The organism is Sorangium sp. So ce367, assembly GCF_051520455.1.
In the GTDB taxonomy this organism is placed as follows: domain Bacteria; phylum Myxococcota_A; class Polyangia; order Polyangiales; family Polyangiaceae; genus Sorangium; species Sorangium cellulosum_B.
This window is the reverse complement of the sequence record NZ_CP150334.1, coordinates 10,130,172-10,143,199: the sequence shown is the minus strand read 5'-3', so window position 1 is coordinate 10,143,199 and position 13,028 is coordinate 10,130,172. Positions and strand designations below refer to the sequence as shown.

The following is a 13,028-nucleotide window of genomic DNA, read 5'->3' as shown; positions in this document are numbered from 1 at the left end:
TCCGGCCCCCGGCAACTCAGGTGGACGCAGCATGATGACCCCGAAGGAGTTCCAGAGGCAGTTCAAGCGGCTGCTGATGAGCCGTGTGGAGGGCATGGACTGGGAAGACAAGCTCGCCCGGGTCCGCCAGTACCTGCGCCAGCTCGAGGCGCGCCAGAGCCCGGAGGAGGAGTCGGCCGAGCTCTCGCCGTCGCTGGAGCTCATCCCGTTCGAGCCCGGCAAGCGGCCTGTCGACGAGGCGCTCTATCCGGGGCACGGGTGCAGCGAGCGCGTCGGCTGCATCAACACCTCCGGCGACCCGTCGGAGCTCGGCGACGAGGTGTGGCTGCTCTACCGGTTGCGCGATATCTACGCGTTCGTCGCCCCCTTCGAGCGCCCGTTCGAGGTGACCATGTCGGCGTGGTTCCTTCCCGCGAGCCCCGACGGCGGCGAGCCGTGCCCGGTGCCCGGCCTCATGGACGTGCCGCTCAGCCCGCAGATCGTCTCGACCTCGTCTTACCCCGTCCCGAAGCTCGAGCCCGCCCCGTGGAACTCGTTCCATCAGACGGTCTACGTGGCCACCATCGTGCCGGCGCGGCAGCTCGTGCCGCACCCCCCCGGCGAGGCGACCGGCGGCGGCTATTTCTGGGGCGACCTGCCCGAGTCGTTCCGGCGGCGCGTCACCGACGGCTTCGAGCCGTTCACGTTCGCGAGCCTGTTCCGGCAGCAGCTCCGCGTCGAGATCAAGCTCAGCGAGGCGGGCAGGACGGTCGCCTCCGAGTCGACGGACATCGAGATCTTCGACACCGGCCGCTTCGGCTCGCTCTACGCGCGCCTGCTCGACCGGCTCGTCAAGGCGGACACGGAGATCCAGCAGCGGTCGCTCGGGATCGACGAGCTCCACGTCGGCTATCACCCGTGGTTCCCCGTGCTGACCATCGGCATGGACAAGGCGCTCCTGTACCTCCGGGCCATCCATCAGGACCTCGAGCAGCACCGGCGCAACCTCCCGGACCCCCGCTGGCTGCTCCGGGTGGGCCTCTACCTCGAGCTGCTCACGTGCCTCGGCATCTTCGAGGCCGTGAAGCACGACTACCCGGACATGCTCTCGCCGGGGGAGCGCGAGGCCTTCGAGGAGGGCGCGGCGTTCGCGCCGATCCGCGCGTCGATCGACGTCGCGGCGTGGGCGCAGGTCTGGGACATGCGGCACATCGCGCCGCGCGCGGCCGGCTTCTTCGCGGCCGGGCCCGTGAGCCTGACGAACCTGATGCGCAAGCAGAAGGCCACGCTCGCCTTCCTGCACGCCCACCACGCGGACCTGCAGAAGGCGATCGAGCTCGCCGGCCCCAACCTGTGGAACGCGCAGGAGACGTGGCACCGGGTGTTCCGCGACGCGGAGCGGGCCGTGCTCAAGAACAACGTGCTCGCGTTCCCGGAGCTCGCGCACCTCGATCCGCGGTGGCGCGACTTCGCGCTCTGGCACCAGCGGGGGGACATGCGGCTCTTCGGGCTCAACCTGATGCCCGAGGCGCTGACGGGGCTCTTCGGCGACCAGGACGGCATCTTCCCCGCGGCGTGCCGGCAGTACCGGAAGTCGATGAACGATGTCGCCCGGTGGGCCGCCGAGCGGAACCTCATGGATTACACGGGCGACGAGTGCATCCCGCGGAACGCGAGCCTGCTCGAGGCGTACATGGAGAAGAACCCGTCGCACCTCGCCGCGCTGCAGCGGCGCGACGGCCACGGGGCCGCGCCGTCGATCGAGCTCGAGGAGCCGAGCAAGGCGGCGCGGGAGGCGAGCGCCGAGGACCTCATGCTGCTGCTCCGGCGGACGCCGGTCTTCAAGCCGCTGCTCGATCGCGAGCTCCGCAAGCTCGCCACGAAGGCGCGCCGGATCGAGTACGGGCCGCTCGACCGGATCGTTCTGCAGGGGCAGCGGGACTCGTCGATGTTCGTCGTCGCGTCCGGCGCCGTCGAGGTCCTGGTGCGGCACGCCGACGGGCAGGACTCGACGGTCGCCGCGCTCGAGAAGGGCGCCGTCTTCGGGGAGTTCGCGCTGCTCACGGGCGAGGAGCGCACCGCGACGGTGCGCGCCGTCGACGAGGTGGTGCTCTACCAGATCACGAAGGAGGCCCTGCAGCCGATCATCGAGGCGCGCCCGCAGCTCGTGATCGAGCTGAGCTTGCTCATGGCGTCACGCCAGGCCCACCTGCGCGACGCGGCCGAGCGCTACCTCGAGGCCGAGGAGAAGGTGCGGAGCCTCGCCGGGCGCATCCGGCGGTTCGTCCTCGGCTGAGCGCGCTCGGCCCTTCGCGGCCGGCCTCGCGCTCGGCCCTTCGCGGCCGGCCGGCGTCGCTCGGCCCCCCTCGCGCTCAGCCCTTCAGGAGCCACGCGACGGCGTCGGCCTCCGCGGTGAAGAACGAGTACTCGGGCAGCCCCATGGCGGCCGACAGGCGGGAGATCTGCATCTTCGAGAGCGCGCTGTTCACGAGGTTCGCCGCCTTGCGCATGCCGTGCTCGACGGCGTAGGCCATGGTCTGCTCGACGTACGGGCTCACCTCGGGCTTCTGCGGGGGGAAGTCCGCGATGTCGGCGAGCACGTACCAGGGCTTCCCGAGGTTGAGCAGCGTCGCTGCCTTCTGGCGGAACTCGTCGAGGTACGCCTTGCCCTCGTCGATGTCCCAGAACCCCCACACCTTCACGTGGAGGACCCCCGTCGACGTGTCGGGCCTGATGTTGAAGCGCCGCTGCGGGGCGCGATCGCGCTTCGACGTGAGCTCGGACCTCCTCGACGGCTCGCTCCCGGAGAGGCCCGTCCGGCCCGGCGGGTCCAGGGGGGGCGGCGTCCGGGGTCGGGTCTCCGCGGACTTCGAGGCGGCCGACGGCGCGGGCGGCGCGGAAGAAAACGAGGGAGGGACGGAGCGCGAGGGCGGATTGGGCGCCGACGGCGTGACGGAGCGCGAGAGCGGGCTGGGGTAGGAGGCCGGACCGGGGCGCGAGGGAGGCGTCTTCGACGACAGCTCCGGCACGGTGACGGTCGGCACCTCGGCGAAGCCCTTCGCCGTGCCGGGCTTCGAGGGCAGCGTCGGGTCGGTCGGGCTCGGGTTCGCGCTCGGCGCGGGCGCCGCCGGCTCCGGCAGGAGGATGACGCGCGAGGCCCGCGGGAGGGCGACGTCGAGCGCGGCGGCGAGCGCGCTGACCGCGACGGACGCGCGCTCGAAGCGGTCCTCGGCCTTGAGCGCCGTCGCCTTGAGGAACCAGCCGTCGAACTCCTTCGGCAGCGCCGCCGAGGACCGCCGCGCCGCGCGCGCGCTGGGCGCCTCCATCGCGCCGCGCAGGAGCTCCCCCGCGAGCATGTACGGGGACGCGGTCGCCTCGGCCTCCTGGGCCCAGTACGACTCGCCGACGAGGAGCGCGTACGCGACGTGCCCGAGGGCGTAGATGTCGGCGCGCGGGCCGACGTTGCGCTCGGCGCGGATCTGCTCCGGCGCCATGTACACGGGCGTGCCGAGCATCTGCCGCGTCAGCGTGGAGGCGTGGTGCTGCTCGATGACCTTGGCGATCCCGAAGTCGAGGATCTTCACGCACGGCGAGCCGTCGTCGCGGACCGTGACGAACAGGTTGTCCGGCTTGAGGTCGCGGTGGACGATGCTCGCCGCGTGCGTCTTGTCGAGCGCGAGCGCGGCCTGGAACAGGTAGAGCGCGACGTCCTCGGCGGGGAGGGCGCCGCGCTTCTTGACGAGGCTGCCGAGCTCCTCGCCGCGGAGCAGCTCCATGACGAGGAACGGGGTGCCGGTCTCCTCGTCGACCCCGGCGTCCGAGGTCCTGACGATGTGGTCGCTCTCGATGACGCCGGTGATGCGGGCCTCGAGGGAGAAGCGGGCGCGCAGCTCCTCGCTGTCGAGCAGGCTGGGCAGCATCACCTTGAGCGCGCGGCGCGTCGCGGTGACGTCGTCCATCACCTCGTAGACGGCGCCCATGCCGCCCGCCTTGATGACGCGCAGCACCTGGTAACGGTTGCGAAACCGCGTATTCGGCTGCAACAGGCCGGGCGAGGAGCTCATCCTGCGGCCCTCGGTTCAGGCATGGTTTGCACCACGCTACCAGCGCCGCTTCCCGCGTCGCAAGGCGGTCGGGTGAGGAACGTGCTCAGCGCGGGATCGCGCCTCCGGCGGCAGGCTCGCCTCTGGATCGATCGGCGTGGTCGAGGTGCGGCTCCAGCGCGCTCCAAAGCGAGCGGACGTCCTGGAAGCGCTCCTCGGGGGCCACGGCGAGCGCCCGCGCGACCCACGCGTCCACCTCGGGGAGCAGGTCGGGACGGAAGGCGTGCAAGCTCGGCCGCGGGCCGCGGGCGGCGGCGAGCAGGATGTCGACCCGGCTCGCGCCGGCGAACGGCAAGCGCCCCGCGAGCGCGCGGAAGAGCACCGCGCCGAGCGAATAGATGTCGATCCGGTGATCGATCTCCTGGGGCCTGCCCTTCCATACCTCGGGCGCGATGTAGCTGGGCGAGCCGGGGATCGCGCCCTCGCGGGTGAGGGGGTCGGCCTGCATGACCTTGACAAGACCGAAATCGAGCAAGCGCACGCGCCCCCGCGCCGCCGTGCCGGCGCGGGCCGGCGCGCTCCCGCGGTGAGGGGAGGTGGAGGAAGGAACGCCCGTGTCGTGGTCGAGGACGAAGATGTTCGCGGGCTTCAGATCGCGGTGGACGATGCCGCGCGCGTGCGCTGCGTCGAGGGTGTCGACGATCGGGCGGAACAGCTCGCGGATCTCGTCGAGCGGGAGCCGCTGGTTCCGCGCCTCCAGCTGGCGCAGCGCCGTCTCGAGATCGCTGCCCTTCAGGAACTCCATGACGATGTAGAGGGTGCCGTCGGGCGCCTCGCTGAACGCGAAGACGTGCGTCGCGCTGGTGCCGGCCAGCTCCCCCATGGCGCGGGCCTCGCGCCGCAGGCGGGCCTTCAGGGCGGGATCGCTGGCGAACTCGGGCCGCAGGTACTTGACGGCGACGTGCGCGCCGGTTTCCTGGTCCAGGGCGCGGTAGACCACGCCGTGGCCTCCCTGACCGACCACCTCGATCAGCGTGTACCGGCCGTCGATCACGTCGTCGATGTCGTGGTCCATCGGCAAGCCCTCGGTGCTTGAGCGCGCTGCGTCAGCGTGCCGCACCGCGAGCCCAGGTTGTAGCCGCTTCGGCGCGCTGGCGGTAGGGACGGTTGGGCGCCGACCTGACTCGCCGGCCGGGGGCGGACCGGAGGCGGAGAGGGGCGGGGAAGCGCGGGCGCCGGGGGACGCGGTCCGCGGGTAGGCGCCTGCGGGGGGAAAAGGCCTGCGGCGAGCGAGCCTGCGGGGAGCGAGCCTGCGGCGAAGCGCGCTTGGAGGATGCGCAACCCTGCGCGAGAGGGCGAACGCGCCGAGGGGGGAAGTGAATGCGACAGGGACGTCACGGATCGGGTTCAGGCGATATCCTAGGAGTGACGGAAATTGCCTGATGATTGATCTCACTCATCATGACGCAGCGACGAATTTGGTTGGTTTGCCGACCCTGAGATCCCGTGTAGAGTGGCGCCCATCCTCCGATGAGAGCCGTCCGACAGAACAGCGACCTTCCCCGGGTGAACGGCGCGCTGCCGGTCGCGCTCGACGTGCAGCCGGCCAGGCCCGGCGCGCAGGAGCAGGAGCTGGAGGAGGAGTGGACCTATGAGGTCGCTCACCACGACTCACCGCCGGATCTCACGCATGTCGTCGGGGAGAACCTTCGGCGTTTGAGGACGCGGCGCGGCCTCTCGCTGGAGCGGCTCTCGAAGATCTCCGGCGTGAGCCGTGCGATGCTCGGCCAGGTCGAGCTCGGCCGCAGCGCGCCGACGATCAACGTCGTCTGGAAGATCGCCCGCGCGCTCGGCGTGCCGTTCTCGGCGCTCGTCAGCGCTCGCTCGGCGAGCGGCCCCATGCTGCTGCGCGGGGATCGCGCGAAGCGGCTGACATCGCACGACGGCAAGTTCACCTCGCGCGCGCTCTTCCCGTTCGATGCGCCGCGAACGGTCGAGTTTTACGAGCTCTGCCTGGCCCCGCTCGGCGTCGAGAATGCCGATCCCCACCCGCCCGGGACGACCGAGAACATCGTGGTCTGTCAGGGGACCGTTGAAATCAGCGTCGACGGACAGCGGTTTCTGCTCGCGACGGGCGACGCGCTCGTGTTCCAGGCGGATGTCCCGCACGTCTACCGCAACCCGGCGAACGTCGACTCGCTGATGTACCTGGTGATGACGTATTCGCTGCCGGCGCCCTGAGGCGGGGCGCGCTCCTCGCCGAGGAACGGGGGAGGGGCGGAGCAGCGCGAGGACGCCGGTGAGCGCCGACGCTCCGCTGCTCCGAGGAGGTTTGCGGCCGCGCTACTTGGTCATGGCGGGGGTGCACATCATCATGGGCATCCCGCCGCACATCATCATCATGGGCATCCCGGCCGACATCATCTTCGTCATGGCCTCGCAGCGCTCCTTCAGCATGTCCATCGACATGCCCTCGGGCGGCATCATCTTGCAGATCATTCCGTCCTTGGTCATCTCACACGACATCTTGCACATCATGGGCATGCCCATGCCCATCATGCCGGGCATCATGCCCATCATCGGCATGCCCATGCCCATGCCCATCATGCCGGGCATCATCGGCATGCTCATGCCCATCATGCTGGGCATCATGGGCATCATCGGCATGCCCATGCCCATCATGCCGGGCATCATGGGCATGCCCATCATGCCGGGCATCATGGATGCGCCCGCGGCCATCTCCGGCGTCGACATCATGGGGTACATCGTCTGCGGCATCATGGGCATCTGCATTGCATTGGTCATGGGGGCTCCTGTCGTCAGCGCTCGTTGCTTCCGGGGAGCCGTTCTAGCCGGTCGGCGTGCCGTCGCAACGCGTTGACACGGACGCCTGTCGCTTTGCTCCAGTCTAGCGGAGGCGCCTCCACGGCGTTGGAGGCGCCGGCGCCCTGGGCGGACGAGTATCCACGGGTAGCGACGGCCGCTCCGCCAGGAGCGCGCTGGAGCGAGGACTGGCAGGCTCGTCTGCTCCGGGAGCGATCGAGTCCAGATGGCCTTCAGGGGTCACGTCGCCGTCGACACGGCCGGCGACAACGTGCTTGCCGCCAGGGGCGCAAGCGCCATCGACTTCGGAGCACACGTGTGGGAAATGGCTTCTCGAGCTCAGCAGCGCTGATCAGTTGATCTGCAGGTTCGCGGCCGCCTCACCGTCCTGTCCCGCGCCCGCGGCGCCGCCGCTCGGGGTCGTGCCGCCAGCGCCGCCGTACCCGGGGGCGCCGGTCGAGCAGCTGTTGTCTCCGAACGTGAAGCCGACGCTCGCGGCTCGCGCCAGGCAGGCGCTCGGGCCACCGCCCCCGCCCGCGCCCGGGCCGCCGTCGCCGCCATTGCCACCCCTGCCGCCGACGCCGCCGTTGCCGGCGTCATCAGGACCGGGGCCGCCCGGGCCGCCGTTCCCTCCGAACTGCGGCGCTCCTCCGTTGCCGCCGCGGCCGCCGTTGCCGCCCTTTTCGGTCGTGATCTCGTTGCGGGAGACGACCACCCGTCCGGCCGCCGCGAAGATACCAAAGCTCCCGCCTCCGCCGCGGCCAGCCTGGCCGCTGCGGCCTCCGAGCCCGCCGCATCCGCCGCTGCCGCCGCCACCGCCGCGATCATCAGGGAATACCGAGCACGAGCCGCCGCCGCCGCCGCCCGCGCCGCCGCCGCCGCCGCCGTTCGTTCCCTGCTGCCCGTTGGTGCCGTTCGCAGGCTGGTAGACGCCCGAGGCGATGCGCCCGAGATTCGCGCCCCCGGTTCCCGGCGTCCCTTGCGATCCTGCCATGCCCGGTGCGCCATTCTGTTCTGGCGAGGTGCGCGTCGAGCAGCTTCTCGACGCGATGCCCCCCGCGCCGCCCGCCGCGCCCTGGCTGCCCAGGTGGCCCGCCGCTCCGGTGTTCGGGCCATGTCCGCCATATCCACCTTTGCCGCCAGGCTCGTCGCAGGTGGGCGCCGGGCCGGCATTGCCGCGGCCGCTGCAGTTGTGGCAGCCCTGCTCTCCCGAATTCCCCGCCGTCGCCGTCCCCACCATGTGCGCCGCCCCGTTCGTCCCAGCGGCGCCGGCCTGGCCCTCCTCCACGTTGATCTGGTTGAACCGCACGAAGAGATCCGCCGTCCCCCCGCCGAGGCGCACTCCATAGGTGCTCGCGCCGGCCGACGACGGGCTCAGCGCTTCTATCGAGAGGCCCTCGATGTGCGTCGGCTGCGTGATCGACGGCGCGTGGAACACCGTGCCTGTCGCGCGCACGGTGGTGGTCACCGAGGGCGTCCTCCGGAACTTGAAGTCAGCGTTGGCGTGATCGAACCCACCGTAGATGCTGATGCCGGACACGACCGTGATTGCCTCCTGGTACAGCTCGCCCGACAGGCAGATCGCCGGCACCGCGCCCTCCTGCGCTACCTGGATGGCCTTGGCGATCGTCTCCACCGGCGCGTCGCGCGTCCCGCTGCTGGCGTCGTCCCCCGTGCTCGCCGAGACGTAGACGCATTGCTCGACGAGCCCGTCGCCGCCGTCGCAGTTGTCGTCGATGAACTCGGCGTCGATCGGATCCTCGCCCGCCTCTCCCGCAGCGGTCGGCGTACACGCGTATTCACAGCCGCACTCGTCCCCCGTGAGGGGATTGCCGTCCACGTCGTGTGTGCCCGGCAAGCACCCCAGCGCGCATCGATCCGTGCCCCCAGCGCCGCCGCCGCCCGCCTCTTCGCTGCCCCCCTCTCCACCCGACCCGCCCTCACCCCCACCCGAGCTGCCCTCACTCCCGCCCGAGCCGCTCGTGGCGGCGGCGCTGCTCGATGACGCTGTCGTGGTGCTGCTGCTCGCGGAGGACTCGCCGCCCGCGCCCGAGCCGCCTCCCGTGCCCGCGACCGGACCGATGGGGCCGTCGATCGAGCTGCTCTCCGCGCAGCCGATCGCCGAGAGCAATGCGAGCAGAGATGCCGTCTCGAGGAAGAATTGTGCGCGCATGCTTAATTCTGCACCTTCGCGCGCTTCTCGAAAAGACTTTGTCTTGCTCGTTCCCAATCATCATGGGGCTGTGTGCCACATTGCGGCTGGCATCAACAGCGCTTCCGCCCACGCCGCTATGTGCTGCGCCGGCGCGTGCCAGCTCACGATTCCGCGATTCGCCCCTCGCGCCTGTCACCGTCTCCGGTACTCTGTGTCTGCGTACCTTCCCGCTTCCGCGCCGTCCTCGCTGTCCTCTGTTCATCCCATGCGCCTCGAATCGCTCCACCTCACCTCGCTCGCTTCCATGGTTGGGCTCGCCGTGGCCATGGGGCTCCATGGCGCGTGTGCACCGGACTCAGGAGCTGGCCTTGTCTCGTCCTCTTTCTCTTCGGACGGAGCTGGCTCGGGCGGGACCTTTGATCCGGATGGCGGGCTGTCGACCGACGCGCCTGTCGAAGCCCTGGATCCGGACGCCGCGTGTGGCCTTGTCACCGAGGAGGCGATCGCGGTCCCGCTCAATCTCTACATCATGATGGACAAGTCGTCCTCGATGGCGGGCGACAAGTGGACAAGCGCGAAGGCCGGCCTGACGGCGTTCGTCAACAGCGCGAGGTTCGCCGGCGTGCGCGTGGCGCTGCGCTTCTTTCCGCGGGTGGCGGACGACGTGCCGGCCTGCGACCACGAGGCGTACGGGGAGCCGCTGGTCCCGTTCGGTCCGCTCCCCGACAACGCGGGCGCCATCGTCGCGGCCATCGAGGCCGAGTCGCCGAACGGAGCGAGCACGCCCGTCTATCCGGCGCTGGGCGGCGCGTTGCTCCAGGGCATCGACGTGGCGAAGAACCACCCCGGCGAGGCCTCGGCGGTGCTGCTCGTCACCGATGGGCAGCCCCAGGGGCCGGCGGCCCAGTGCGCCGGGGTGAACCCGGAAGACCCGGACGCCATCGCGGATCTCGCGGCGGCGGGCGCGCGCTACGGCACCCCCGTGCGCACCTTCGTGATCGGGCTCCCGGGCGTGAACCAGAGCTTCGCCAACCAGGTCGCGGCCGCGGGAGGCACCGACGCCGCCGTCCTCGTCGGGGCGACCAACATCGCCGTCGAGTTCCAGAACGCGCTCGCGAAGGTCACGGGGCAGGCGCTCCCGTGCGAGTTCGAGGTCCCTTCCCAGGTGGCCGGCGGACAGGTCGCGTTCGACGACGTCAACGTCCTCTTCGGGCTCGACGGCGCATCGCAGGAGATCTTGCCGCAGCGCCCCGGATGCGACGGCCCAGGCTGGCGCTACGACGACCCGGCCTCTCCCGCGGCCCTCGTGCTGTGCCCCGCTACCTGCGAGGCCGCCAGGGGCGCTTCCATCGCGAAGATCCAGATCCTCCTCGGCTGCGAGACCGTGATCCTCTGACCGAGCGCAGCAGAAGGACCGCGCGATCTCGTAAGGAGGGAGGGCGAGCTGCCGGTGTCGTGGAGATGACGGCGGAAGCGACGGAGAGGCCCAGGAACCTGCGGCGCAGACGCGAAGCGTCATGGGTGAGGCGGCTCACCACGCTGACGGCGTGGAGGCGCGGATCGTGGGGCTGGCACGAAGGCGTCGGACCGGCGCGCGCGGGCGGCGCCCGGCGGCGCCCAGCGCGGTGAGCGCCGCCTTGCAACTCTGCACTGCGCTTTGTGGACTCCGGGCCCCCAGAGCCGTAAGAGGACGGAACCATGACGAAGGAGTCCTCCCTCGCCGCCGCAGGCTCGCCGCGGCACGCCGCCCCCGCCGCGCTCCATCCCGCCCTGGTGCTGAGCGCCTACCTCGAGCCGCTCGTGCGCGGCCGGCGGGTCGCGGTGGTGGGTGACGCCACCATCGGCCTCGCCGACCGGCTGCTCCAGCGCGGAGCCCGCCTCGTCCATGCCTACGACCCGGACGCCGCGCGCGTCGCCGAGAAGCTCGCGCGGACGGCGCCCACCCGGCAGCCGCACCCGAACGTCGCCGTGTTCGAAGGCGACCTCGGCGTGCGCGACGGCGCCTTCGACACCCTCGTCATCCCCGATCTCTCGCTCTTCGGCGATCCCGCCGAGGTCGTCCGGCGCGCCCGACGCCTCACCGCCGCGAGCGGCGTCGCCGTCATCGCGTCGCCGAACCCGGAGGCCGCGCGGGGCCTGCTCCCCGCGGGCGCGCGCCGCGGCGCGGCGCCCGGCTACTACGCGCTCTACGACCTCGTGGCGCTCCAGTTCAAGCAGGTGCGGATGGTCGGCCAGGCGCCGTTCGTCGGCTACACGGTCGCGGAGTTCGCGCCGAAGGGCGAGCCCGAGGTCAGCGTGGACACGTCGATCCTCGACGCGTCCGAGGAGCCCGAGTGGTTCATCGCCGTGGCCGGCGAGCGCCTGCCCAGGCTCGACGCGTTCGCCGTGATCGAGCTGCCGTTCGCTGACTTCCCGGGCGCGAGCGCCGGCGCGTCGCCCGAGGCGCTCACCGAGGCCGAGGGGCGCGCGCAGCGGCTCGGGGGCGAGCTCGCGGAGCTGCGCACCCGGCACCAGCGCGACCGCGAGGACGCCGGGGTCCGCGCCGAGAGCGCGGTCGCCACGGCCGCGCGCCTCGCCGAGGCGGAGGCGGAGCTCGATGCCAGGGCGGCGCGCCTCCGCGACGTCGAGGCCAGGGCGGGCGACGCCCACGTCCGGGCCGAGCGCCTGTCGCACCAGATCCGCGACATGGAGGAGGAGCTCCGCAGCCAGCGCGATCGCGCGACCCGGCTCACCAAGCAGCTCGACGACGAGAAGCGGGTGCGGACCAAGGTCGAGCTCGAGCTCGGCATGATCCGCAACAAGCCGGAGATCGCCGGCGCCCGCGACCGCCTCGACGCCGTGACCGCCGACCTCGAGGCCGCGCGCGCCCGGATCGCCGAGCTCGAGGCGCGGCCCGCCGTGGCGGCGCCCGACCCGGCGCTCGCGGCGCGCGTGGAGGAGCTCGAGGCCGCCGCCGCGGGGGCGCGGCGGGAGCTCTCGAAGCTCACGTCGGAGCGAGACACGGCGCGCAGGCGCGCGCAGGAGAGCGAGCGCGCGCTGGAGGAGGCGCGGCGCGCGGGGGGGAGGGTCGAGGAGCTGGAGGCCGCCCGCGCCGAGCTCGCGCGCGACCGCGACCGGCAGAAGGAGCGGGCCGACCGGAACGAGCGCGAGAGCCGCGCGCTGGAGGACCAGCGGAGCGCCCTCGACGCGCGCAGGCTGCTGCTCGAGGCGCGGATCGTGGAGCTCGAGCAGACCGTCGTCGCGCTGGAGCAGCGGGCGTCGGAGCTCGAGAAGCGCGACGCAGGCGAGGCGGCGGCCGCGGAGATCGCGGGCCTCGAGGAGGCGCTGCGCGACCGGGGCCACGTCATCGCGTCGCTCATGGCGCAGCTGCGCGAGAGCGAGCGGGTGGGCAAGGAGCTCGTCGACGAGCTCGGGACGGTCTTCGCGTCGGCGCCGGCCGACGACGGCGGGCCGGGCCAGGCGGCGGACGGCGGGCAGGGCGGAGCGCTCGGGGGGCCGGGCGGGCCGGGCGGCGCGGTGGAGGCGCTGCGGCAGCAGCTCGACGCGCTGGCGCGGAGCGCCGCCGCGAGCGAGGCCGATCTGCGCGCCGCGGGATGGAGGATCGCGCAGCTCGAGCGCGAGCTGACCGAGGCGCGCGACACGGCCGGCTCTCCGCCGGCGCTCCACGAGGAGCTCGAGCAGGCGCTCGTCGCCGCGCAGGCGGAGATCGCCGCGCTGCGCCGGGCGGCGGAGCGGGACGACGTGGCGGTAGCCCGCGAGGACGTGGCGGTGGCGCGCGAGGACGTGGCGGTGGCCCGCGAGGACAAGGACGTGGCGCGCGAGGACGTGGCGGTGGCGCGCGAGGACGAGGACGTGGCGGTGGTGCGCGAGGACGTGGCTGGCGCGCGCGGGGATGTGGCCGTCGTGCCCGACGACGTCGGCGTGCCGCCGGAGGTGATCGAACAGACGGTGCTCCTCCAGCAGGTCGCCAGCGCTGTCGAAGCGAGCGTGTGAGCCGCGGTCTGGACCGGGGCGGGCGGTGGCCCCGG

General features: G+C 72.1%; 8 protein-coding genes. 4 read left to right on the top strand and 4 right to left on the bottom strand.

Going from position 1 to position 13,028, the window contains the following annotated elements; genetic code table 11:
• Positions 1-31: 31 nt before the first annotated feature.
• Positions 32-2,275, top strand: coding sequence for a cyclic nucleotide-binding domain-containing protein (locus tag WME97_RS38365; protein WP_437545061.1), 2,244 nt, complete (start codon positions 32-34; stop codon positions 2,273-2,275).
• Between the two features lie 76 nt (positions 2,276-2,351).
• Here the strand turns inward: WME97_RS38365 and WME97_RS38360 are convergent, their stop codons facing one another.
• Complete coding sequence (locus tag WME97_RS38360) at positions 2,352-4,043, bottom strand: serine/threonine protein kinase (RefSeq protein WP_437545060.1); 1,692 nt, start codon at positions 4,041-4,043, stop codon at positions 2,352-2,354.
• 85 nt (positions 4,044-4,128) lie between these two features.
• Positions 4,129-5,097 (bottom strand): serine/threonine-protein kinase, encoded by a 969-nt coding sequence (locus WME97_RS38355; protein ID WP_437545059.1) that lies wholly within the window; start codon positions 5,095-5,097, stop codon positions 4,129-4,131.
• Positions 5,098-5,552: 455 nt separating this feature from the next.
• On the opposite strand from WME97_RS38355, the gene WME97_RS38350 reads away from it, so the two are divergent.
• Positions 5,553-6,263 carry a helix-turn-helix domain-containing protein gene (locus WME97_RS38350; RefSeq protein WP_437545058.1) on the top strand — a complete coding sequence of 237 codons (711 nt, stop codon included), beginning with the start codon at positions 5,553-5,555 and terminating at the stop codon, positions 6,261-6,263.
• Between the two features lie 102 nt (positions 6,264-6,365).
• On the opposite strand, the gene WME97_RS38345 is transcribed toward WME97_RS38350, so the two are convergent.
• Positions 6,366-6,827 (bottom strand): hypothetical protein, encoded by a 462-nt coding sequence (locus WME97_RS38345; RefSeq protein ID WP_437545057.1) that lies wholly within the window; start codon positions 6,825-6,827, stop codon positions 6,366-6,368.
• Between the two features lie 370 nt (positions 6,828-7,197).
• Positions 7,198-9,018, bottom strand: coding sequence for a PE-PGRS family protein (locus WME97_RS38340; RefSeq protein ID WP_437545056.1), 1,821 nt, complete (start codon positions 9,016-9,018; stop codon positions 7,198-7,200).
• A gap of 247 nt (positions 9,019-9,265) precedes the next feature.
• Here WME97_RS38340 and WME97_RS38335 point away from each other — a divergent pair, with 247 nt between their 5' ends.
• Together WME97_RS38335 and WME97_RS38330 are read left to right on the top strand one after the other, a co-directional pair.
• A complete protein-coding gene (locus WME97_RS38335) occupies positions 9,266-10,396 on the top strand; it encodes a vWA domain-containing protein (RefSeq protein ID WP_437545055.1) in 1,131 nt (376 codons plus the stop codon).
• A 302-nt stretch (positions 10,397-10,698) separates the two neighbouring features.
• Positions 10,699-12,993 (top strand): hypothetical protein, encoded by a 2,295-nt coding sequence (locus tag WME97_RS38330; protein ID WP_437545054.1) that lies wholly within the window; start codon positions 10,699-10,701, stop codon positions 12,991-12,993.
• Positions 12,994-13,028 lie beyond the last annotated feature (35 nt).

Coding starts and splice junctions, on each gene's coding strand:
- WME97_RS38365 (WP_437545061.1), top strand. CDS start 32: ATGATGACCCCGAAGGAGTTCCAGAGGCAGTTCAAGCGGCTGCTGATG.
- WME97_RS38360 (WP_437545060.1), bottom strand. CDS start 4,043: ATGAGCTCCTCGCCCGGCCTGTTGCAGCCGAATACGCGGTTTCGCAAC.
- WME97_RS38355 (WP_437545059.1), bottom strand. CDS start 5,097: ATGGACCACGACATCGACGACGTGATCGACGGCCGGTACACGCTGATC.
- WME97_RS38350 (WP_437545058.1), top strand. CDS start 5,553: ATGAGAGCCGTCCGACAGAACAGCGACCTTCCCCGGGTGAACGGCGCG.
- WME97_RS38345 (WP_437545057.1), bottom strand. CDS start 6,827: ATGACCAATGCAATGCAGATGCCCATGATGCCGCAGACGATGTACCCC.
- WME97_RS38340 (WP_437545056.1), bottom strand. CDS start 9,018: ATGCGCGCACAATTCTTCCTCGAGACGGCATCTCTGCTCGCATTGCTC.
- WME97_RS38335 (WP_437545055.1), top strand. CDS start 9,266: ATGCGCCTCGAATCGCTCCACCTCACCTCGCTCGCTTCCATGGTTGGG.
- WME97_RS38330 (WP_437545054.1), top strand. CDS start 10,699: ATGACGAAGGAGTCCTCCCTCGCCGCCGCAGGCTCGCCGCGGCACGCC.